Below are 21559 nucleotides of genomic sequence, written 5' to 3'. Positions count from 1 at the left end.
TGTAATGATTAACTCTGACAACCGCACGAAGACGGTTTCGATTGCGCCGCATTCACTGCCTTTTGCGCCGCATCGGCCATATCCGTTGCCGAAATGATCGGTAAACCGGAATCGGCCAGAATTTTCTTGCCGAGATCGACGTTGGTGCCTTCCAGCCGCACCACCAGCGGTACCTTCAATTGCACCTCGCGCGCCGCAGCGACGACCCCTTCGGCGATCACGTCGCATTTCATGATGCCGCCGAAAATATTGACTAGAATCGCCTGCAACTTGGGATTGCGCAGCATCAATTTGAACGCTTCGGTCACTTTCTCGGTGGTCGCGCCACCGCCGACATCGAGAAAATTCGCCGGATTGCCGCCGTACAATTTGATGATATCCATCGTCGCCATCGCCAGCCCGGCGCCGTTCACCAGACAACCGATCGTGCCGTCGAGCGGAATGTACGACAACTCATGCTTCGCCGCTTCGATCTCGATCGGGTCTTCCTCGTCCAAATCGCGCAAAGCCACGATATCGGGATGCCGGTACAACGCATTATCATCGAAATTCATTTTGGCATCCAACGCCATCACTTGATCGCCATTCACTAATCCGAGCGGATTGATTTCCAGCAACGATGCATCGGTTTCGTCGAATGCCCGGTACAAACCTTGCAACAAATTCACCGTTTGCGGCACACATTGCGGTGGAACGCCGATTTTCTGCGCGACGTCTTGCGCTTGCTGCGGCGTCAACCCCGCAACCGGATCGATAAACACTTTGTGAATTTTATCCGGCGTCTCCGCAGCAACTTTTTCGATGTCCATGCCACCTTCGGAACTCGCCATCAAACACACGCGCTGCTGCCGCCGGTCGACCACCATGCCGGCGTAATATTCTTTGTCGATCTTCACGCCCTGCTCGATGAACAAGCGGTGCACGATCCGTCCTTCCGGCCCGGTTTGATGCGTCACCAGCCGCATCCCCAAAATCTCCCCGGCGCGCTGCCGCACTTCATCCAGCGACTTTGCCACTTTCACGCCGCCGCCCTTGCCGCGCCCGCCGGCATAAATCTGCGCTTTCACCGCCCAAACATCGCCGCCCAATTGCTTCGCTGCGTTCACCGCTTCGTCAACGCTGAAACACGCAATGCCTTGCGGCGTCGCAACGCCATATTGGCGTAAAATTTCCTTGGCTTGGTATTCGTGGATTTTCATGAGCTTCACTTCTCCCTAAGGTAATAATTCCGGCCACTCCGCCGCCGAAATGCGCGAAAGAGCATAGCGGTTAATGCTATTGTAGGCTGACACCAGTAATGAAACCATCGAATGCGCTTTGTTCAACGCTGCAGCAAATTCTGCAGAATCGGACATATATTCGTGCACCAGCTTATTCCGTAGATTTGGCGCATCCAACCATTCCTCAACGGACGACAGCAAGCCGAGTTTCTCCGCCCGGTTCAGATTATCCAAAGCACTACCGGTCTTTTCCGCCATCGACCTGAGCAGCGCGGGTATCAATTTATCCCCCATCGTATCCTGCATTCGCCCAAAGCGGGACACAAAGGCATCCAGACGTTCCGCCAGATCATCATCGTTTTCCAGCCGTTCCACCCAAATTGCATCAAGTTCCGCCTTGAACAATCGTGCGTCCGTTTTCAACAACACACCCTCACGCCGGACAATTTTCAGTAACGCCAGTAATCGAACTGATTCTATTTTAAGGATATCCGCTGTCATAATACCACCCCGGTTTGGCGTGCTATTTGATGAATCGGCTGCGCCGGTGTCGCCGGATCAATGAGAATGACATCTATTTTTTGGTCACCGAGCTGCATTTGCAGTTGACTGGTTAACCGGCATGCGGTTGAAACGCGATCGGTCAGTATCTGCTCCGTTTCGATCAAAATATCAATATCCCCGCCCCTCTCATCCACTTTCGCACGGGAGCCGAAGATGCGAATCCGCGCATCACCTCCCAGCAAACGATGCACCGTCGCGCGGATGGTCTCGATCTCCCTGGCCGACAATCGGATTTTAGGGTTTTGATTGCACCGATGAGATGGTTCAGAATTGGGGATCGACATTTCCGCGTTGATGACTGGTTTACAATTCTGCGATTTTAAACCAATTCAACCGCCAACTCCGCGATTTGACCACCCGTTACAGCGACCAAACGCTCTAATCGCACCGGTTGCTGATTCAATTCGGCCTCCAGGCGCAATTTATGGATACCGGCGGATAAACCAGGAATCGCGGCAATTTTCCCCCGGCAATCGATGGCGTTACCATCGTCCAGAATGATTTTCCATCCTTGCGGAAATTGCCCGGCATTGCTCAATGTCACGTTGATACCGCCGCTCTCGCGCTGTTCCGGTTTAGCGGCGGCTGCGCTGTCGATCTGCTTGATCGCATCCTGGAATTCAGCCAGCCATTTATCGGTCTCCTGCCGGATAATGCCGTCGACCTGAAACAGAAATGCTTTGCAGCGATTCAATGCGCTTTGTATTTGTTCCACGCTCGGTTGCTGGGTATGATCCCATCCGGCCAATTCCATTTCGTAATCCACTTGAAACTCGTGCAGACATTGGCGGATCTGGTGCTCTGCGGCAATATAGCGCATCCACGCGGAAGAAAAACCAAAAAACTTATCAACGGCCAGCAATGTTCCCGCCAATCCGAGCGCAATCGACGCATATATCGCCGGAATTTTCGTCATTTCACTGACAATGGGCCACAACCCGGCAATCGCGGTTAATACGATGACACTGAATCGCAATTGCTGCGCCCATTTTTTCTTGTCTACTTTGGAACATAAATACCAATTGATCGCCTTCAATGCATGATCTTCAGCACGCAAGTAAACCGCATGCATGGAGCTTCGCCGTTGCTCCGGACTCCAATCGAGCATAGGACTGGCTTCCGGCCGCACATCGCGGCGTCCGGCGGGTGTTGTAAAATTGTTTGTGTTTTCAGTCATCCCATGCCTCCCGAATGTGTTCGATTACTGCTCCTGCGCAACGCGATCCGCCACGCCGAAGCGGCGGCGCTCCTCATCCGTCAAATCGCGCCCGACGCGGCGTTTTAATTCCGCGGCGATTTCGTCAATCGGACGGCAAACATCACGAGACCACAAGTGTACAGTTTTGCCTTCACTGATAATCGACACTGTTTTGCCGTCAGGGGAAAATCGCGTGCCATCGATATTCCGTAAACCGGTTTGGAATGTAAGGGCTGCAAAAACACTGCGCAACTGCTTTTCGACTTTTTCATTAGGGTCGATTTGGTATGCAGCCAGGCTAAGCAAAATACTTTGATCCAAAGTAACAAGATCCAAATTTTCCGCCGTAGCAATCAAGGCATTGGCATGTGCAGCATGCGCCAGCTGCTCGGCGTGCTTCCGGGCATGGTCAGCACGGTTTTTTTCCTGCTCGGCCTGATTCCATAGCATCCAAGATATGATTGAAAACAGCATGGCTATCATTGCTGCGCCTATCGCCCAAATACTTTTCTTGCGGCTGGAGCGGGCAAACATTTCCGCTTGTAACTTTTGTTGCTCGGCCTGTTCGGCCAATTGGCGTTGCAGTGCGGCTTCCGCTTCCAATCGCTTGGTTTCGGCTTGTTGCTTTTCTTGGACGCGTTGCTGGCTTTCTTGAATAAAGAGTTTAAGCGCTTGAAAATCAAGCCGTTCCAAATAGCGCGTCGCCCACCGCTGGGGTGCAGGGTATCTGTTAATGCGGTTCAACCATTGCAATGCACGATGGCATTCGTTGTCGTCCAGCCAACCGGCACCGGTTTGCTGATGCCGTCCCAGGCGGTAGTACCATTCCTTCAGCTCGGCGGCGTCGAGTGTTTCTTCTTCGAGCCATTGCTGGTATAACCGCCATTGGCGGAACAAGCTTTCGTGACTGATGTCGATCAGCGTGCTCTGCATGATTTTCTCGGCCATAGGCGGCAGCAGAAACCCTGTCCCTCCTTTACGGTAGGCATTGATGACCGCCAGCACGTCATCTTTATTGGATTCACCGGTCAACTCAATCAACTGCTGCAGGGTCTGAGGCCGCCGCACATCGCGGCTTTCACGGCGTTCGACCAATGCCGGAAACAGTTGTTGCGCGATCTGCCGTTGCTGTGGCGTGAGTTGGTTGTAGATTTCCGAGGCATGGTTGTCGATAGCGAATGCCAGTTTGGGCATTGCTTCGCCTTCGCCCGTTGCCGGCGGTTTGCAAATGAGCGCAAAGTCTTGTGCTTCGATGCGGTTGCGCCCATTATCCTTGGCGTGATTCCACATGCGCAGCAACGCATGTTCGAGAATGGGCAGTTCGTCGTCGCTTTCCAGCGTGTTGATCAATCGGTTAACCAAGACCGGATCCATATCACTGCCGATCAGCGCGAGCGGAGACGCGATGATCGATTTCAGTTGCTCCGGCCGCAGCCGTGGCGTCAGATACAATCCGCCGTTGATCGCTTCCGGCAGACCGAAGAATGTCACGCAATTACCCAGAAAATCGGAGCGCATGGTGATCACGACATAAATCGGCACGTCTTCTTCGGAAGCCGAGCGTAGCAGCAACTTGATGAATGCTTCCGCTTCGTCGATATTCTGCTGGCGATAACGGAAAATTTCCTCGAACTGGTCGATCACCAGCAATAAGGCTTCGCCGCCAAACAATGCGGCGCGCCGTTGGAATTGCTCGGCCAGCGCCAGCGGATTGACGGTGAATTGCGCACGCAACGATGCCATCGAAGCAGCACGATCGCCGCCATCGATCCAACGTTCATCGTCAGTCAGTTTTTCCACCAAATGCTGTAATGGCGCATCACCGGGTTTGGTGATGCATACTTGCCAACGATAACCGACGGATGCCAATGATCCGCGATGCAACGCGGGAATCAACCCGGCGCGTATCAACGACGATTTACCCGATCCGGATGCGCCGATCACCGCAATGAAACGCTGTTGATGGCCCAGTTTCGCAAGTACATCGTGCACATGCGTTTCGCGGCCAAAAAACAGCAGGGCTTCTTCTTCCTCAAATGGCCGCAAACCGACATAAGGCGCAGATAAAGAAAGGGTGATGCGTTTCACTGCGACAGCCCTCGCAGAAATGACGCCAAATCCTGCTCGTACACCGGTACGACATCCTCGGAATCGATACCGAAAACGCTCGCGACATCACCATCGAGCAAATAAACACCCCAGCGCACTAGCGGAAGTTCGGCTTCCGCGATTTGATTGAGGAAGAAGACCAAACGACTGTAGGCTGTCATATACTTGCTTGGATCGGTATACACCGTGATTCCCGCCAAACAGGGACGTAAAAATTCTTTCACATCAAGGCCATTATTACCGAGCGGCGCTGCTTCAGGAATGGCGCGAATATCGTATTGGTGTTGTTTGATGGTGGTGCGCAATACGTTACGCAAATCATCGGTACTGGCCAGATCATCAACGAAAACAATCTTTTTATTCCATCTCCTTGTCGGTTGACTGGATGCCGCAATTGCTTTGTCGCGCTTGATTCTTTCCGCCCGTAACCGCTCGATGATTTCAGTTTTAAAATTGTTTAGATTGGTGACGCGAAGAAATTCCGTCTCAAACAACTTGGCATGCGCGGGATCGGTAATTTGACCAGCCGGCGGCAATTGCTCGCACCATTGCAGGATCGGCTTGTTGGCCTCGCGTGCGAGCTGAAATTGCAGTTGCGGCAGCGGCGCGGGATATCCTTTGGCTTTGCGCCCTACCGTTGGCGATAGCAATTGCACAAACAGTTCACTGCATTCGAGATCTCTAGGAAAATTGCTATTGAATTCCTCGATCGACAAACCAATGCAGTCGCCATCCGGCAGTACCAGAAATTTTTCCGCTTCCAGCGCCAATTTGATTTCATTGCGCTTCGGCTCCAGGTCGTCGGTGACATCCGCTAGTAATACCGTACAGGAAGTCGATGTTTTTTTGCCGGTATCAGGCGGTGCAGAAGGCCAATTTTTCGGGACTGATGGCGAAGCCACGCCTGACGGTTTATCGGGCGATGCAGAAAATACGCTATTTCCAGGTAAATCCGCTTTCTCAGTCAAATGTGCATCCATTGCATTTCTCAATGCATTGAGTGAGTTCCAATAATGGATCCTGACCTTGTCATCGTTGTCGTTGGGCGTTGGGTAACCCGCCAGGATGGGGTCACTGTTGTCGAAGGGTTGATACCAGAATTTTGCATGAATGTTGTGCTTGCGGATATTCTGAATATTTTCCGGCAAACCGGTCAGTTCTTCGTAAGGAAACAGCTCGACGACAAAAACATCGACCGGTTTCTCCTGATTAGCGGAATGCGCCTGGATAAAATGTTCCAGTTCTTTACCGCACCATGCGGACTTGGCGTAATTTTGCGACAGGAAAATGACTAAGAGTGCGCTGCTTCTGACTTTGCTGATCAATGTATCGCTGAATTCATCGCCCGGTTTGAGCTGGTAATCGATGAAAATTCGTTTCTTGAGAACGTTCGGGCCGATATTCAGATTCGCCGCAAGTACGCCGATCCAACCCATTTCAGCCTTGGAGCCATGAGGAACTTCGTTATCAGCGTGCGCGTAGCTGATAAAAACATCGTATCCCTGCTCCCCCGTCACATCGCCTCCGCAATTGATCAGCACACGCTGTGCGCTCTAAGGTTAAATGATGAGCGATATTAGCAGTAACAGGAAGATTTATAAACCGAATACTGCTAAAGAAGTTCTCTAATAGAAATTACAACACACCATCGAAAAATATCCCGCCCGAATCACAATGAGTCGGGTTGTTCTTGGAAAAGGATTTGCTTACAAAAGAACCCAAGCTTCCCAACTTAGCTTTTATAAGCTTCACTGCATTTCCATCATTTGCGACAGCAATACCTGCTGATCATGCGCCAACTCCAGCATTGCGGCATCCGCCATGCAGCCGATCCAGGCACGCAGCACGATTGCATGGTTGTTATTTGCAGCAATGAGATTTGAAACCGCTCGGAATCAATGCGCTATGTCCTGTGTGTTTTATCACAGACCAATCATGCAAAAAACATTATCTTTGCTCGGCAGTTTTGATTTTGCCAGGTTTATTGAAAATCCGGCGCATCAATGTAGTAATCCACCACGTTAGAGGAGATATATGATGAAAGTAAAAACATTAGCCGCAGCAATTATAACTTTGGGTCTGGCATTCGCTATTCCGCAGACATATGCATCGCACTCGGACGGCACCAACACTTCGGATCTGGTGCATAAAGCCGATTTGATTTTTGAAGGCAAAGTCGTCGAAGTCGACTATCGCACCTCGGATATTCTGCAAGCGGATGACGTCGCTATGCCGCATACCTACGTCACCTACGAAATCACCCGGAACTTCAAGGGCAGCTCAAGTCAGGATAAATTGATCACGTTGCGTTTCCGCGGCGGCCCTGACGACGCCGGTAATACCTTGATTATTCCGGGCGTACCGCTATTCCAAGTCGGCGATCAGGATATCGTGTTCGTGCGCGGCAATGGTGTGGAAATTTCACCGGTGGTTGGCGGTAATTTCGGCCGCTTCCGCATCGGCAAGGATGCCGTACACTCCGATGCCTGGCAGGAAATCTGGTTGCGCAGCAATGGCCAGATCGACCAAGGAAACTTTAACGAAGAAAAGAAAAGCGTAACGCTTCGCATCGGCGTCAAAGAATTCACTTTTGAAACCGAAAGCAAAGCCGAATGGACGCCACCCGCCGATGCGACCAAGCTGACCCCGGTGCAATTCCGTAAATTCCTCAGCGATAGCGTTAATCAACACTACACCCCGCAGGCGCTCAGTACGCTCAAACCTGCCCAAAGCGTGCAAATGCACGAACAATTTGCAATAGGAAAAGCGCAACCGGTTGCCGCTCCGGCTGTAGCACCGGTTCTCAAGAAACTCGATCTGGAAGCGCCGCCTCACGTGGAAATGACCATTCACAAGGACTAAAACGCGTTTTCACACTGCAATTGCAACCCTCATTCAAGTTATGAACAATCATTAGGAGACTTATAATGAAATTCTCGCGATTAAACCAATTACTCGCCACATTGTTTCTGGCAACCGTTACGCAACACGCATTCGCTTACACCACCATCAAATGCGGCGGCAACGCCACCAAATGGAGCGGCAACAATTACACTGTTCGCGCTTCATCCGTCGGCTTTCCGGTGGGTTCCTGGCGCGATGCATTATCCTCCGTGGTCTCACATTGGAACGGCAATCCCAGCAACTTAAGCTTCAGCGTCGTTTGGAATGAACCCGGCGTCGCTGCCAACAACAACGAAAACGAAGCCTGGTGGGAAGCCAATAACGGCCCGAACATCGGCACCTATCCGGCCGTCACTTACGTATGGTTCAAAGGTGATTGTACGTTGAAAGAAGCGGATATTATTTTCAACAACAGCGTGGCGTATCATTACACCACCAACAAAGCCAGCTTATGGCCCTACGGTGGCGCCAGCCGTCCGTTCCAAACCACTGCCATGCACGAATTCGGCCATGCCGCCGGTCTTGCTCATACGGCAAATACATATAACATCATGGGTTCCGATTGGACGCATATTCATGCCAACGGCGCGACCGCAACAGCTTACAGCGGCGAAGATGCCAACAACGGCTTGGTCGCAGTGTATGGCTTGTGGGCTGGCGGCCCGAATGATCTGGCGGTATCGCATTGGCGATATATCGGCAGCAGCGGCGAATACAGCACGCACGGCCGCACCCGCATCTTCAACACTTCGAATGTAGAACTGACGAAGGTGGCCGGTACCGCTGAACCGGTATACCGCGTCAGTAAAGGACAAACCATCAAGCTCGAAATGACGTACGAAAACCTCGGCAAAACCAGTCCGATGACAGCTAAAGTCGGTTATTACCTATCGACCAATGACACCATCAGCACCGGCGACCGGTTCCTTGGTGAAGGCACGGTAACGTTGTATCGCGGATTCCCGGATACCACCAACAACACCTTCCTGGTGATTCCTTCCGACCTGGTCAGCGGCCAGAATTACTGGATCGGCGCAATCATCGACTACAACGGCGCGTTTGCCGAACGTAGCGAAACCAACAATGCCACTTACATCGGCATCCGCGTGAATTAAATCCGTCACTGATTCACTACGTCAAACGCAAACTTCTCCGCTCGCATCAACCAATGCGGACGGAGAAGTTTTTTGTTAGCGATCAGAAAAAACAATCAAGAAACTTGTGATTTGTCTTGCCAGGAAATATCGATTTTCCGATGTTGGGAAACGCAATCCCTCAAATACAAATTAATCAGGCTCTGATAAAGCACCCCCGTCTCTTCAGCCATTTTCTTGAAATAACCGATGACATCCTCGCTCAACCGCATCGTCACGGATTTTTGCGGGATTTCATTTTTGACAAATCGTATTCAGTTTTCATAATCCATTCCCCTGCTTATCCAAATGCGCCTCCACATCTTGGCGGCTAAACCCAATTGCGCTGGCGACACGATCGGCATGGCTGACTTTGGAAATACCGGGGATCAGCCGGTGCGTCGGGCCTTGCAGGAATTCGACTTGCAGATAGCGGCCAATGCCGTCTTGCTGCAGCAGTTCGCACAGTTCGTGATTGTGCGTGACCAACAATGTGCTGGCACCGAGTTTATGGAAACCTTTCAGGATATATTCCGAAATCGTCATTTTTTCCTCGAATGTGGTGCCTTCGGATAACTCGTCGAGGACCACCAGGCTGCGTGGCGTGGAATTGAAGAAAATTTCGCGGGTGCGCTGCAGTTCATGGCCGAAACGCCCCATCGCCGCACTGAGTTGACCCGGGTCGGGCACTTGATAATAGAGATGCTCCGCCGGCACCAATCGCCCTTCTGTCGCAGGAATATAGCAGCCGATTTGCCCGAGTAATTGGATTTGCACGATCGTTTTGCAGTAGGCCGTTTTACCGCCGCTATTCGGTCCGGTGATGATGAGCACCCGCCCTGCCGCATCAAGCTCGATATCGTTTGGCACATAATCCGGAATATTGTTGATCAATAAAGGATTTCTGGCTTTACGAACGATCAGATGGTGGGTTTTGTGATCCACAATTTCAGGCAATGTTTTGTCGCCGGACAATGCCTGACCGTAGCGGCAAAACGACAGCAATTCATCAATCATGCCAAACGCATCGAGCGCTTTCGCCAACTCCGGACTTTCGCGAAACTGTTTGCGCAACGGATAAATGATCGAATCGCGGTCGGATACCCCCATTGCCAGCAGAATGATCGGGAACACCGGTGCGGTCAGTGCCAGAATGCCGTAACCAATATAGGATGCACTGAATTGCGGCATAAAATTCTCGAAGAAAAACAATATGCCGTACGACGCTGCAAAAAACAGGACCGTCGGCAGAATCTTGAACAACGTAGGCCGGAAGCGGGCAAACAAATCAAACGGTTTTTTTTCTTTTTTAGTTCTGAACTTACCGCCTGACGAGTACACCGGCCCTTTCATCAGTGCAAAAATGCGTGATTCACCAAAGCCGCCGATCGCATCGAGTAAGGTGCGTAAATACGCGGATTGCGGTTGGCGGATCTGCGCAGCACCTTCAACCAGTTCGATTGCGAATTGCGTACCGTCTTGAAATTGCCGGTAACCGTAGCCACCGAATTCCAGCTTATCGGCACGGCTGCTCGGCTCCTCGGTTGCCAGCCCCCCGGCAAATTCGCCGTACAGTAAGTGTTTCAAGGATTTCTCCAGGGGTGCCGCACTGTCGATATATTTCGCCAAGGCATCGAACAGCGCTGGATTTTCCGCGATCTCCCGCAGTGCATTTACCTTTTGCTGCAACACTGCCGCGTCTTGCGTTGGTCGCGCAAGCGAGCGATACAATGTCAACCGGCCAGCTTCGGTATGCGTGCGGTCAATGGTACGAAACAAAGCTTCCGCCTCGATGGCATCGAAAGTTTTAAGATCGAGCGCTTCGTAATCCGCTTCGCTGGGACGAAGATCTTCCACGGTTGTAGGCCGATCGGAATCGGACAAAATGAATTTTTTTCGCCAAATATCAATCATAGGAATCGTTTGTTAATGGTTTATTGTGATACGCCGGCAAGCCGTACAGATGAACGTGTAAAATACGCATATTTGTCATGAAACACAACTCGATGCCTGCTCATTTTCATCTCATACATCGCGCTTCATCATGCCATTCGTAAAGAAACCGCTCCGTACGATCGGTGTAATCGCTATTGCCGGCGGACTTGTCAGCGCTGCATGGCATTACTCGCACCCCAAACCGTTAATGGTGGACTTGGCCGTCATCACCATCGGCAACGTCGAGGCCACGGTGGTCAATACGCGCGCCGGCACCATCAAATCCTGTCAGCGTTCCAATCTGGCGCCTATTACCGGAGGGCAGATTGCGAAGATTTGGGTAAAGGAAGGCGATCACGTGCAGAAAGATCAAGTGTTGCTGGAGCTGTGGAATCAGGATTTGCAAGCACAACGCGAGTTGGCGCAGCGGCAATTGACCATGGCGCAAGAACGCCGCCGCGAGACCTGCATTCTGGCCGAGAATGCCCGGCGCGAATCGAACCGTACGCAGCAACTGGTTGAGCAAGGCTTCGTCAGCTCGCAACGCGCCGACGACGCCAATGCGAACGCCCGTTCGCGCCAGGCCAGTTGCGAAGCGGCCATTTCCGACATCAAACGCGCTGAAGCGCAAATTCACGTATCGCAAGCCGGAATTGATCGCACCATCATTATCGCGCCATTTTCCGGCGTCATCGGTAAAATTTCCGGCGAATTGGGCGAGTTTACCACGCCGTCGCCCCCCGGCATTCCGACTCCACCGACCATTGACTTGATCGACGACCGTTGCTTATACGTCACCGCGCCGATGGACGAAGTGGATGCACCTAAAATCAAAGTGGGGCAGGAAGCGCGCATTATGCTGGATGCCATGCCCGATTCCATTTTTCCCGGTAAAGTCCGGCGCATTGCACCGTATGTCACGGAAATCGAGAAGCAAGCACGCACCGTCGACATCGAAGTGGATTTTCAGCATATTCCAATCGATACGCCATTGTTGGTCGGTTACAGCGCCGACGTGGAAGTCATCCTTGAGCGCAAGGACAATGTAGTGCGCATTCCGACGCAAGCCATCCGTCAAGAAAACAAAGTCTGGCGGGTGGATGCGCAAAACAAACTGGTTGAACAATCGGTGGAAACCGGCCTTAGCAATTGGAGTTTTACCGAAATTCGCAGCGGCTTGCAGGCTGGCGATCATGTGCTGATTTCATTCGATCAGGATGGTATCAAAGCCGGTGTTGCGGTGCAGCCCAAACAACCATGATTCGCCTGACCGACATTAACCGGATTTTTCAGATGGGGGATCAAGCGGTACATGCTTTAAACCATATCGACTTGCGTATTGCTTCCGGCGAGTACGTTTCAGTCATGGGGCCTTCCGGTTCCGGAAAATCGACCTTGCTCAATATCATCGGATTGCTGGATAAACCCGACAGCGGCCGTTACGAACTGGATGACCGGTTGATTACCGATTTATCCGAAGACGAACTGGCGCAAATCCGCCGGGAAAAAATCGGTTTCGTATTTCAATCGTTTCATCTCATTCCACGTCTAACCGCGGCGGAGAATATCGAATTGCCGCTTATTTTAAGCGGCATGCCGCCGGAGCAGCGGCAAATACGCGTTAACGATGCTTTGCAGGCATTCGAACTGCAGCAACGCGCCCACCATCGCCCCGCCGAACTTTCCGGCGGTCAGCGTCAACGCGTGGCGATTGCACGCGCCACCATCATGCAACCCAGCGTGATTCTGGCCGACGAACCGACCGGCAACCTGGACCATCAAATCGGCGCGGAGGTCATGCTGCTTCTGGAAGCGTTGCACCACCGCGGAACCACGTTGATCGTTGTCACGCATGATCGCGAATTGGGCGCACGCGCGCATCGCCAGATCGGCATGCGCGATGGCCGGATTTTGACGGACCAAGACAATGACACTCATTGATACGCTGCAAACTTCGTTCAAAACGGTCGTGAGCTACCGTATACGCTCACTGCTGATTATCCTGGCGATGGCGCTTGGCGTTGCAGCCGTGGTGATATTGACCGCGATCGGCGACGGCGCGCGTAACTATGTCATCAACCAATTCTCTTCCATCGGTACCAATTTGCTGGTGGTGTTGCCGGGACGCGCGGAAACCTCCGGTTCGTTTCTCGGCGCAGTACTCGGCCAAACGCCACGCGACCTGACATTGAAAGATGCGCAATTGATCGGCCGGTTGCCGTACGTGCGGCGTTATGCGCCGCTCAATGTCGGTGAAGCGGAGTTATCCGCAGCCAACCGCTTACGCGAGGTGACGGTGCTCGGCAGCAACGCCAATCTGATTCCGATTCGTCATATGAAACTGGCGCAAGGAAGTTTTATGGCGCCCGGCACCGAAAACAACGCTCAGATCGTTTTGGGCGCTAAAATCGCACGGGAATTCTTTCCCCATACGCAGGCAATCGGACAGCGTGTACGCCTGGGTGATAGCCGTTTTCTGGTTTCCGGCGTCCTGACCGCGCAAGGGGAAACGATGGGTTTCAACACCGATGAAATTGTCATCATCCCCATCGATTTCGCGCAAACCCTATTTAACACCACATCGCTGTTTCGAATTCTGATCGAGGCCAAAAACCACAGCGACATCGAGCCCGCTAAGCGGGCGATCTTGGCAACCCTGAAACAAAGTCACGATGGCGAGGAAGATACGACCGTGATCACCCAGGACGCGATTCTCGCAACCTTTGATAAAATTCTGCAAGCATTAACCTTGGCAGTCGCCGGTATCGCCGCAATCAGCCTGATCGTCGCCGGTATTCTGGTAATGAATGTCATGCTGATTGCAATCAACCAGCGCACTGCGGAGATCGGTCTGCTGAAAGCTATCGGCGCGACTTCCGGCGACATCCGCCGGTTGTTCTTCGCTGAAGCGGTTTGGCTATCGCTGGTGGGCGCTGTGTTGGGATTCTTGCTTGGTCAATTCGGCAGCCTGTTACTGCGATTAACATTCCCGCAACTTCCCGCATGGGCGCCCGCTTGGGCATCAGTTGCAGGTATATTGGTCGCGCTGGCAACCGGTGTTCTGGCCAGTCTCTTCCCTGCCAATCGCGCAGCGCGGCTCGATGCGGTAAAAGCGCTGGGTAAAAAATAAATACGATAGCGCTTTACCATGCAAGCTTACAGCTTCACTCGCAATGAAATTACTGTTTATCCCCATCCGGCTTGTCAGCATCGGATGCTTTCGTATCATGCCTTGTAATATCATCCGGTCCATACGCCGACATTTTCGGCCGGTCCATCAAATGCCCGTCGGGAGTCCTTCTCGGTTCATTACAAGCCATGAGTACTCCTATCGAAAACAACATGGTTAGAAATAGATATCTTTTCGCCATTTTTAATCTCCTTTGCCTATCATTCATCAAGTAGAGTACCTTTTTTAATTGTATATAGATTGATCTATATTAACCATACTAAATAAGAGACCGGCGATTGGTCGTGATTTATCGGGGATTATTGCGTCAGTGCGGCCAGACCCGCAATAATCAGCAATAAGATCACAAACCACAAATTCTTTTGCCGCAAAACGACTTTGTTTCATGCCGATAGGTAAAAATGTGATGCCAATTTTCTATTCCACTAACACAACTGACTTATCCAGGGATTTCTCAATGAATATATGCATGACAATTTGAAATCAGGCACATACCATTCAGCTCCTCCATTGCAGGCTGTAATTCATGCAGCATTTTCTGCGCTTGATCTTCCTCGCAAGCGAGGATTATCATCGCATTTTCATCGGGAATCAGGAGATCGTCCGGATTTCGCGCGCCTCGGGAACCGAGGCCTCCTGCTTTTTTGATGACGGTATATCCGCGCACTTCGGATCTCTCTAACAATTCTATTAGTTGATTTAGGTGTTCAATCCCGATAACGATTTCAAATTTTTTCATTAATGTCATTTACTTATTCCTCTCTCTAAAAGCCAGACAACCATCAAACAGAAATATAAGATACTTTTTCACAGAATCGCCCACATTTCCTAGAATCCTTGCAACTCCCTGTGTTTTCACGATAATTCTTCTCAGACACAAGAAAGCAATGCCATCTTAGTTTAGTTAATAACGGGTGTATATTAAGGAAACCATGGTTTCTTCCTACAGGAAACTATTAGGCGGCGCTACTCAGCGGGTTCAGCGGATAAGTCTGATCAGTGAGAATACCTGTATATGATGTCGAACCGATGCTCTCTAAATTGATTCCATAAATTCTTTGAGAATGACTGCATGGTTAATTTCCACACTCTTAGCCGCATATACTAACGTCACAATTTCGTGTTTGGCTAATAAGCTTGGAACATTTGCTACGGCAGGATTTTGTGCAAGCTCTTCAACATAGCGGGTGCGAAACTCAAGAAATCTATCCGGGGTATGCCCAAACCACTTGCGCAATCCTGGCGAAGGCGCAATTTCTTTAAACCACAAATCAATAGCCGCCCGTTCTTTAGTCAAACCTCGCGGCCACAATCTATCCACCAGGATTCGGTAGCCATCTTTTGTTTCAGCCTTTTCATAGGCTCGCTTAATTTGGATAACGCTCATAGTATTTTCAGAATCCGGCAGACAACGATTTTTGAAGCAACATACTTGGCTTCTATTTTTCCGAAAAAGCATTTCATTGTTACATTTTCCTTCATCTCAAAATTAGGAAAACACTGATTAATCGCCTTCACAAGCGACATGCTGCGTTGGGTGGTGCTCAGAAACCCGCCTTATTATTATGATAGGCCTTGTTTACTGCGCGCCATCCGCCTTGTATCTCATCTTATGCAGCGAATTAATCAGCGTTTCCTTTGCTTAATCAGAAACATATGTGCTGCGATCCTTATGAATCTTAACCCAGACTGTCGCTCCGATCAGCTTGAGGATGACTACGGCTATTTGTTTCCAGCATCGCAACCTGATGCATGCCTTGCAGCCCCCATATTCCATCAATGGATGGCGCTACAACCGCTGCTAAAGAGAACACGATCGTATAGAGGATAGCAATTGCATAAACTACAAATAATTGAGGTGCTTTTATTAACTCTTTGGTTTCCATAAAATTATTCTCCTTATGATGCATTTATTGATCATTGATGCAAGCCACAATGAATTTTTGACTTGTAAAAATAACCACGCTAACAATACGCTCTATTCAGTTGACAATAAAATTATCAATTGACAACTCAGAAATTCATGATTTCAAGTTATTTAGAGCGAACCAATTAAGGTTGGATACATATTAGTCATTAAATTACAATAATGAGCATCATTACTTTATTGCATATAATATAATCTACCAACCTTGAAAATAATAATATAGTTAGAAAACCTTAATGAGAAGTACCAGAAAACGAAACATTTTGTTTCCAAAAACGATACAATAACAATATGCAAGATCTTAATCTTTTCATTATTTTTGCACGCGTTGTGGAAGCAGGCAGTTTTGCGGAAGCGGCGCGCCGTATGGATATTTCTCGTGCGGCTGTCAGCAAAGCCGTCGCCAAGCTCGAAAAGGACTTGAGTACACGATTACTTCTCCGAAGCACTCGGCATCTCAGTCTGACAGAGACAGGCATCGCGCTGTCCGAGCATGCTACACGCATCCTGACAGAAGCTGAACATGCCGAACAAGTAGTGAATAGTCTTCATGCGGAGCCGCTTGGAACACTGAAAGTGAGTGTGCCGACTTCTTTTGGAACGCGCCATATTGCCCCCGCGCTCCCTTGCTTTCTAGCCCGTTACCCTAAAATAAAGGTTGATCTGACCATTACCGACCACCCGGGGGATTTGATAGAGGAAGGATATGATGTGCAAATTCGTGTCACAAACGAACCTGACCCCAATCTGGTTGCACGCAAGATTGCACCTGTGCGCCGGATATTGTGCGCAACTCCTCAATACTTCCAACAATGGGGTATGCCACAAACACCGGCAGATCTTGAGGAACATAACTGTCTCGATTGTGCGTTATCAACAGAACAAAGTTATTGGCGCTTTACCGGACCGGCGGGAAAGATCAAGATTCCAATAGCGGGGACCTTACGCATCAATAATAATGATGCGCTTGCTCAAGCAGCGCTCCATGGGTTAGGGATCGCTTTATTGCCCACTTATACCATCGGTATGGAATTACAGAAAGGACGGCTCCAAGCCGCGCTTCCGGAATATTTGTCGGTAGAGCGTCATATTTACGCTTGCTACCTTCCAAGCCGACATTTACCGAAAAAAATAAGCTCTTTTGTTAACTTCTTGTCAGAGCACGTCGGGGAAATGCCATACTGGGATCAATCTTTAAAGTAGCTTAACTTCACCAGCATCCTGCATAAGCCAATGATCATGAAGCATAATCAACCGTCCATTGACCTGACACTTTTACCCATCTCGCAATGCCGTTTATCGCATTGAATAATGAAGCCATTTGTCTTGATTGATTACCGGACAAAATACGATTTAATAGTTTTCCTTAGTAAAGAACAATAGTTTCCCTAATATTCATCGCTGTATCGTCTCAAGTAATATGACTTCCTATTGTTTTACCTGGAGTCACTATCATGAGCATAAATCTGAGAAAATACTTTACAGTTCTACCGTTGCTTTCTCTGCTGGTTGCCTGTGCACAAATGGGTCCGCTTGACGTGCAGAACGCTGACATCAATAAGCTTGCACAGCATGCAAAAACGCATAACGATCATGAGAAGTTAGCTAGTTACTATGATGACGTGGCCGAAGAAATGAGAGAAAAAGTTGTAGAAAAAAGAAAAGCCTTACAACACTATGAAAACAAAAGCCACTACTATGGAAGGCGCGGACAAGATTTTCATTCACATACAACAGCCAATTTGCGCTATTACGAACAAGCTGCGAAAGAAGCGCAAAAACAGGCATATTTTCATCGCAGGATAGCAGCGGAATTGTTACAACGCGAAAATGCCAAGCCCGTTGCAACACCGGGCCAACTCAGTGATCATGCGAATAAAGCAGAGTTAGATTCCGATCCTGACAAATTATAAAAACCCTAAAATTCAAAGTAAAAAGTTGCAGCAGAAATAACCGATTCAAAGCAGAGTATTTTCAGAACGCCCAGGGCAATAAGAAAGCCTTGGGCGTTTTTCATTTCAAACCAATTCATAACAACTTCGATTTAGGAAATATGACCAGAAAACCAAACATTATCATTTCGTCGCTAGATGCGATACGGCTGGAAAAACTTATGGAATCGCTGCCCGATTCCGCATTTCCGGACAAAGGCAGTTTGGAATCCGAACTCGCTCGCGCGGAAATCGTGGATCCTACGAAAATTCCATCCACTGTGGTAACAATGAATTCGACTGTGAAATTCAAAATCGAATCCACCACCCAGGATTTCTATCTAACGCTCGTGTATCCCAAAGATGCTGATGCACAAGGCGGCACAATCTCTATACTTGCGCCAGTGGGTATTGCACTGCTTGGTCTTTCCCAAGGGGATGAAATTGCGTGGCCAAAGCCGGGGGGAGGATTGTTGCAAGTACGCATTGAAGAAATCACATATCAACCGGAACGTTCCGGTGAGTATCTTCGTTAGTCAGGAGGACACCCCGGATTTCCCGGAAGATAATTGTGCTGAACTCAAGCCATTTTGTCTACGGGAAGTCCCGGGTGATTCAAACGCAGTTTTTACCCATTGATATATAATCATTCGCACTTCATTCATTTACGTGCAGGTGTTGTGTGCCAGTATCTCGAGGCCTAAAAATATCGTTCAAATTTTTAAGCCTGATGGCATTGACTCATATCGGCATTACCAATTGTCAGGCGGTTAACTTCAGTTACAAGAACGGCCTCCGGATCAAATCCGACAATGGCAATTTTGAATTGGGTCTTAATGGCCGGGGTCACTTCGATACGCATTGGCTGTATCCGGATAACGCGAGCTCCGATTATCCGGCGTTTGGCAGTCAATTGCTGCACGCCGATGATCGCGAAGGTTTCAATTGGCGCAGAACTTATGCCACAGTCACCGGAAAAATTCATCGCGTCAATTTCAAATTCGAGAATGATTTTGCTGTCAACGCCACGACCGCATTCCCGCATAGCTTGCGTGAAGCTTGGGTAGCTACTCAACTGGGGCCGGGGCAGCTCACCATCGGCCAATTCAAACCATACCGGGGATTGGAAGAGATCACCAGTTCCAATGAAATTACTCTGATGGAACGGCCCTCGACATCATCGACCGGCATCTACAGTGGCCGCCAGTTCCTGACCGGCATCGGTTACCGGGGATTAATCCGGGAAAATTTAGGGTTCGGATTGTATGTCATGAGCCTGGCACATTTCGGTTTGCCGGTGGAAGGCACCAGCTATGGCGGACGGGCGGTTTGGCTGCCACTTGATCGAGAAGGTCAGCTTATTCATCTGGGATTTTCGATTAGCCGCGATACCGCCAACCGGAATTCATTATCGGCCAAGATCACCGATATTTACGGCGGCCGGCTAGGCATCAATCAGTCCTTAGGTGTTGCCGGTGCCAGCCCCGGCGCGCCGGATCATAACAGCCAATCGACATTCGCCGCCGAAACCGCGTATGCAATCGGCCCGCTGACACTGCAAGGTGAATACGCTCTTTCTCGGCTCGATAATACCCACCTGGCAGGCGGTCATCCGCATGATTCGACAATTCAGGCATTCTATACGCAGGCCAGCTGGTTTCTTACCGGCGAAACCGCTGTTTATAGAAAGGATCGCGGCGCTTTCGGCAAGCCGCAGCCCATTAGCAAATGGGGTGCGCTGGAATTAGTGGGGCGCTACGATTTGGCGGAAAATTTTTCGCAAAGCCTCAACGCTAATCCTTGCAAAACAGGAACCTCCAAATGCCAGGTACAGATCATTACACTGGGGGCCAATTGGTATCCGTATTCCAATATCCGCCTGATGCTGAATTATTATCTAGCCGACGCGATGCTCGGTCATTCAAGTCATGATACTGCGGCGCGAACCGATCACTTTTCAGTGTTATCCGTCCGCACCCAAATCAGTTTTTGATCCTTACAGCGAGTTAGAAAGACGCTGATTAATTCACCAGGCACAATGAAAGCGAGTTTTTTGAGCACCATCCAACGCGGCAAATCGCTTGTGCGAGCAATGAGTCAGCATTTCCTTAGAATAAGGATTCCGGCCTCACCGACTTATGCCGGGTACCACAAGCCATTACCGGATAATTAACATTAACATCCTCAAGTGCTAGACTAAAAAAACAATGAACATTCCCGATACTATTCAGTTCGCCTTCCGTTCACTCACTGCACACCGCTTACGTACTCTGCTATCGGCTTCCGGAATCGCCATCGGCATCGCTGCGGTCGTGCTGTTGACGGCTATCGGTGATGGCATACAACGTTTTGTGCTGGCGGAGTTTACCCAATTCGGCACTAACATCGTCACCATTACCCCCGGCAAGATCAACACGCATGGCGGTTCTCTCGGCGCCATCGGCAGTGCGCGGCTGCTGACCATCGAAGATGCCATGGCGCTCAAACAAAGCCGTTACGCGCAATACACCAATGCGAGCGTAGTCGGAAATGCCGAAATCCGCGCACAAGGCCGCAGCCGGCGGGTTACCGCATATGGACAAGGGCCGGATTTTGCCAAGGCGTTTAACATGCAAGTCGAAATCGGGCAATTCCTACCGAATGATGATCCGCGCAATCCGCGTGCCTATGTGGTACTGGGCGCAAAAGTACGCGTCGAGTTATTCGGCGAAACCAATCCATTGGGTGCACTGCTGCAAGTCGGCGGATCACGTTTTCGCGTTATCGGTGTGATGGCCCCCAAAGGACAGGTGCTTGGTTTCGATTTGGATGACACAGTGTTTATGCCGACCACCCGGGCACTGGAAGTTTTTAACCGGCAAGGGGTCATGGAAATCCAATTTTCATACCTGCCCGATGCACCGGTGCGAGCAGTCGTCGACGACATTCATCGCATTCTGATTGCGCGTCATGGCCGCGAAGACTTCACCGTTAAACCGCAACAGCAAATGCTGGATACGTTATCGACCGTCCTCAGCGTTCTAAAATTCGCAGTCGCAGCTTTGGGCGGCATTTCCTTGGTCGTAGGTGGTGTCGGTATGGTTACACTGATGCACATCGCGGTTTCCGAGCGCATTTCCGAAATCGGCTTGCTTACTGCCCTGGGCGCCACGCGTGCGCGCATCCGCACATTGTTCTTGCTGGAATCCATAGCGCTTTCGACACTGGGCGGATTGACCGGGTTGATCATCGGTTACGGCATCGCGTGGTTGCTCAAGCTATTAGTCAGCGGGCTACCAGTCAATATTCCGTGGAATTTTGTACTGGGTGCGTTAGGTTTATCGATGCTGATCGGATTGGCAGCCGGTGTGGTGCCAGCGATGCGAGCGGCCAAATTAAACCCGGTTGACGCCTTGCGAACGGATTGATCATTAACCGTCCCCGTGCTCGCACACCAATCCATCGAGAC

22 protein-coding genes are annotated in these 21559 nt (G+C 50.2%); 10 read left to right on the top strand and 12 right to left on the bottom strand.

Annotation, left to right across the window (positions count from 1 at the left end):
* Nucleotides 1-8: 8 nt before the first annotated feature.
* The 6 genes from sucC to KF839_RS05335 all read right to left on the bottom strand — a co-directional run bounded on the left by sucC (nucleotide 9) and on the right by KF839_RS05335 (nucleotide 6632).
* Complete coding sequence (gene sucC, locus KF839_RS05360; RefSeq protein ID WP_292916808.1) at nucleotides 9-1199, bottom strand: ADP-forming succinate--CoA ligase subunit beta; 1191 nt, start codon at nucleotides 1197-1199, stop codon at nucleotides 9-11.
* A gap of 15 nt (nucleotides 1200-1214) precedes the next feature.
* Entirely contained in the window at nucleotides 1215-1721 is a 507-nt protein-coding gene (locus KF839_RS05355) for a hypothetical protein (RefSeq protein ID WP_292916807.1), read from the bottom strand.
* Nucleotides 1718-2011 (bottom strand): nucleotidyltransferase domain-containing protein, encoded by a 294-nt coding sequence (locus KF839_RS05350; protein WP_292916806.1) that lies wholly within the window; start codon nucleotides 2009-2011, stop codon nucleotides 1718-1720. The genes KF839_RS05355 and KF839_RS05350 overlap by 4 nt, the downstream gene beginning before the upstream one ends.
* Nucleotides 2012-2103: 92 nt before the next feature.
* Nucleotides 2104-2961, bottom strand: coding sequence for an SLATT domain-containing protein (locus KF839_RS05345; protein ID WP_292916805.1), 858 nt, complete (start codon nucleotides 2959-2961; stop codon nucleotides 2104-2106).
* Between the two features lie 24 nt (nucleotides 2962-2985).
* Nucleotides 2986-5070, bottom strand: a complete 2085-nt coding sequence (locus KF839_RS05340; protein WP_292916804.1) for an ATP-binding protein — start codon at nucleotides 5068-5070, stop codon at nucleotides 2986-2988.
* The gene (locus KF839_RS05335; RefSeq protein ID WP_292916803.1) at nucleotides 5067-6632 is read right to left on the bottom strand and encodes a toll/interleukin-1 receptor domain-containing protein; all 1566 of its coding nucleotides are present in this window, start codon (nucleotides 6630-6632) and stop codon (nucleotides 5067-5069) included. The genes KF839_RS05340 and KF839_RS05335 overlap by 4 nt, the downstream gene beginning before the upstream one ends.
* Nucleotides 6633-7128: 496 nt before the next feature.
* Here KF839_RS05335 and KF839_RS05330 point away from each other — a divergent pair, with 496 nt between their 5' ends.
* Together KF839_RS05330 and KF839_RS05325 are read left to right on the top strand one after the other, a co-directional pair.
* Nucleotides 7129-7953 carry a hypothetical protein gene (locus KF839_RS05330; protein ID WP_292916802.1) on the top strand — a complete coding sequence of 275 codons (825 nt, stop codon included), beginning with the start codon at nucleotides 7129-7131 and terminating at the stop codon, nucleotides 7951-7953.
* A gap of 65 nt (nucleotides 7954-8018) precedes the next feature.
* The gene (locus tag KF839_RS05325) at nucleotides 8019-9110 is read left to right on the top strand and encodes a zinc metalloprotease (RefSeq protein ID WP_292916801.1); all 1092 of its coding nucleotides are present in this window, start codon (nucleotides 8019-8021) and stop codon (nucleotides 9108-9110) included.
* A 95-nt stretch (nucleotides 9111-9205) separates the two neighbouring features.
* Here the strand turns inward: KF839_RS05325 and KF839_RS05320 are convergent, their stop codons facing one another.
* Both KF839_RS05320 and KF839_RS05315 read right to left on the bottom strand, forming a co-directional pair.
* Nucleotides 9206-9361, bottom strand: a complete 156-nt coding sequence (locus KF839_RS05320; protein WP_292916838.1) for a hypothetical protein — start codon at nucleotides 9359-9361, stop codon at nucleotides 9206-9208.
* 49 nt (nucleotides 9362-9410) lie between these two features.
* Entirely contained in the window at nucleotides 9411-11042 is a 1632-nt protein-coding gene (locus KF839_RS05315) for a MutS-related protein (RefSeq protein ID WP_292916800.1), read from the bottom strand.
* Between the two features lie 130 nt (nucleotides 11043-11172).
* Here KF839_RS05315 and KF839_RS05310 point away from each other — a divergent pair, with 130 nt between their 5' ends.
* The 3 genes from KF839_RS05310 to KF839_RS05300 are packed head-to-tail and all read left to right on the top strand — an operon-like array spanning nucleotide 11173 to nucleotide 14193.
* Nucleotides 11173-12324, top strand: a complete 1152-nt coding sequence (locus tag KF839_RS05310) for an efflux RND transporter periplasmic adaptor subunit (RefSeq protein ID WP_292916799.1) — start codon at nucleotides 11173-11175, stop codon at nucleotides 12322-12324.
* The gene (locus KF839_RS05305; RefSeq protein ID WP_292916798.1) at nucleotides 12321-13004 is read left to right on the top strand and encodes an ABC transporter ATP-binding protein; all 684 of its coding nucleotides are present in this window, start codon (nucleotides 12321-12323) and stop codon (nucleotides 13002-13004) included. The genes KF839_RS05310 and KF839_RS05305 overlap by 4 nt, the downstream gene beginning before the upstream one ends.
* Nucleotides 12991-14193: an ABC transporter permease gene (locus KF839_RS05300; protein WP_292916797.1), complete on the top strand. Its 1203-nt coding sequence runs from the start codon at nucleotides 12991-12993 to the stop codon at nucleotides 14191-14193. The genes KF839_RS05305 and KF839_RS05300 overlap by 14 nt, the downstream gene beginning before the upstream one ends.
* A gap of 49 nt (nucleotides 14194-14242) precedes the next feature.
* Here KF839_RS05300 and KF839_RS05295 read toward each other — a convergent pair whose 3' ends face one another.
* From KF839_RS05295 to KF839_RS05280, 4 genes are all read right to left on the bottom strand, one after another.
* Nucleotides 14243-14434, bottom strand: coding sequence for a hypothetical protein (locus tag KF839_RS05295; RefSeq protein ID WP_292916796.1), 192 nt, complete (start codon nucleotides 14432-14434; stop codon nucleotides 14243-14245).
* A gap of 273 nt (nucleotides 14435-14707) precedes the next feature.
* Nucleotides 14708-15001: a P-II family nitrogen regulator gene (locus KF839_RS05290; protein WP_292916795.1), complete on the bottom strand. Its 294-nt coding sequence runs from the start codon at nucleotides 14999-15001 to the stop codon at nucleotides 14708-14710.
* A 288-nt stretch (nucleotides 15002-15289) separates the two neighbouring features.
* A complete protein-coding gene (locus KF839_RS05285) occupies nucleotides 15290-15640 on the bottom strand; it encodes a DUF488 domain-containing protein (RefSeq protein WP_292916794.1) in 351 nt (116 codons plus the stop codon).
* A gap of 292 nt (nucleotides 15641-15932) precedes the next feature.
* Nucleotides 15933-16139: a hypothetical protein gene (locus KF839_RS05280; RefSeq protein ID WP_292916793.1), complete on the bottom strand. Its 207-nt coding sequence runs from the start codon at nucleotides 16137-16139 to the stop codon at nucleotides 15933-15935.
* Nucleotides 16140-16471: 332 nt separating this feature from the next.
* On the opposite strand from KF839_RS05280, the gene KF839_RS05275 reads away from it, so the two are divergent.
* From KF839_RS05275 to KF839_RS05255, 5 genes are all read left to right on the top strand, one after another.
* Nucleotides 16472-17383: a LysR family transcriptional regulator gene (locus KF839_RS05275; RefSeq protein ID WP_292916792.1), complete on the top strand. Its 912-nt coding sequence runs from the start codon at nucleotides 16472-16474 to the stop codon at nucleotides 17381-17383.
* Between the two features lie 251 nt (nucleotides 17384-17634).
* Complete coding sequence (locus tag KF839_RS05270) at nucleotides 17635-18093, top strand: hypothetical protein (protein WP_292916791.1); 459 nt, start codon at nucleotides 17635-17637, stop codon at nucleotides 18091-18093.
* Nucleotides 18094-18233: 140 nt separating this feature from the next.
* The gene (gene rnk / locus KF839_RS05265; protein ID WP_292916790.1) at nucleotides 18234-18647 is read left to right on the top strand and encodes a nucleoside diphosphate kinase regulator; all 414 of its coding nucleotides are present in this window, start codon (nucleotides 18234-18236) and stop codon (nucleotides 18645-18647) included.
* Between the two features lie 146 nt (nucleotides 18648-18793).
* Nucleotides 18794-20104, top strand: a complete 1311-nt coding sequence (locus tag KF839_RS05260) for an OprO/OprP family phosphate-selective porin (RefSeq protein WP_292916789.1) — start codon at nucleotides 18794-18796, stop codon at nucleotides 20102-20104.
* Nucleotides 20105-20318: 214 nt separating this feature from the next.
* Nucleotides 20319-21518: an ABC transporter permease gene (locus tag KF839_RS05255; RefSeq protein ID WP_292916788.1), complete on the top strand. Its 1200-nt coding sequence runs from the start codon at nucleotides 20319-20321 to the stop codon at nucleotides 21516-21518.
* Nucleotides 21519-21559 lie beyond the last annotated feature (41 nt).

This window comes from Nitrosomonas sp. (assembly GCF_019635155.1).
GTDB lineage: Bacteria > Pseudomonadota > Gammaproteobacteria > Burkholderiales > Nitrosomonadaceae > Nitrosomonas.
This window is presented reverse-complemented; position numbering and strand designations above follow the sequence as displayed.

What these genes read in the sequence shown, in the direction of transcription:
- sucC (WP_292916808.1), bottom strand. Translation starts at nt 1,199, where the DNA reads ATGAAAATCCACGAATACCAAGCCAAGGAAATTTTACGCCAATATGGC.
- KF839_RS05355 (WP_292916807.1), bottom strand. Translation starts at nt 1,721, where the DNA reads ATGACAGCGGATATCCTTAAAATAGAATCAGTTCGATTACTGGCGTTA.
- KF839_RS05345 (WP_292916805.1), bottom strand. Translation starts at nt 2,961, where the DNA reads ATGACTGAAAACACAAACAATTTTACAACACCCGCCGGACGCCGCGAT.
- KF839_RS05330 (WP_292916802.1), top strand. Translation starts at nt 7,129, where the DNA reads ATGAAAGTAAAAACATTAGCCGCAGCAATTATAACTTTGGGTCTGGCA.
- KF839_RS05325 (WP_292916801.1), top strand. Translation starts at nt 8,019, where the DNA reads ATGAAATTCTCGCGATTAAACCAATTACTCGCCACATTGTTTCTGGCA.
- KF839_RS05320 (WP_292916838.1), bottom strand. Translation starts at nt 9,361, where the DNA reads ATGCGGTTGAGCGAGGATGTCATCGGTTATTTCAAGAAAATGGCTGAA.
- KF839_RS05315 (WP_292916800.1), bottom strand. Translation starts at nt 11,042, where the DNA reads ATGATTGATATTTGGCGAAAAAAATTCATTTTGTCCGATTCCGATCGG.
- KF839_RS05310 (WP_292916799.1), top strand. Translation starts at nt 11,173, where the DNA reads ATGCCATTCGTAAAGAAACCGCTCCGTACGATCGGTGTAATCGCTATT.
- KF839_RS05305 (WP_292916798.1), top strand. Translation starts at nt 12,321, where the DNA reads ATGATTCGCCTGACCGACATTAACCGGATTTTTCAGATGGGGGATCAA.
- KF839_RS05300 (WP_292916797.1), top strand. Translation starts at nt 12,991, where the DNA reads ATGACACTCATTGATACGCTGCAAACTTCGTTCAAAACGGTCGTGAGC.
- KF839_RS05295 (WP_292916796.1), bottom strand. Translation starts at nt 14,434, where the DNA reads ATGGCGAAAAGATATCTATTTCTAACCATGTTGTTTTCGATAGGAGTA.
- KF839_RS05290 (WP_292916795.1), bottom strand. Translation starts at nt 15,001, where the DNA reads ATGACATTAATGAAAAAATTTGAAATCGTTATCGGGATTGAACACCTA.
- KF839_RS05285 (WP_292916794.1), bottom strand. Translation starts at nt 15,640, where the DNA reads ATGAGCGTTATCCAAATTAAGCGAGCCTATGAAAAGGCTGAAACAAAA.
- KF839_RS05280 (WP_292916793.1), bottom strand. Translation starts at nt 16,139, where the DNA reads ATGGAAACCAAAGAGTTAATAAAAGCACCTCAATTATTTGTAGTTTAT.
- KF839_RS05275 (WP_292916792.1), top strand. Translation starts at nt 16,472, where the DNA reads ATGCAAGATCTTAATCTTTTCATTATTTTTGCACGCGTTGTGGAAGCA.
- KF839_RS05270 (WP_292916791.1), top strand. Translation starts at nt 17,635, where the DNA reads ATGAGCATAAATCTGAGAAAATACTTTACAGTTCTACCGTTGCTTTCT.
- rnk (WP_292916790.1), top strand. Translation starts at nt 18,234, where the DNA reads ATGACCAGAAAACCAAACATTATCATTTCGTCGCTAGATGCGATACGG.
- KF839_RS05255 (WP_292916788.1), top strand. Translation starts at nt 20,319, where the DNA reads ATGAACATTCCCGATACTATTCAGTTCGCCTTCCGTTCACTCACTGCA.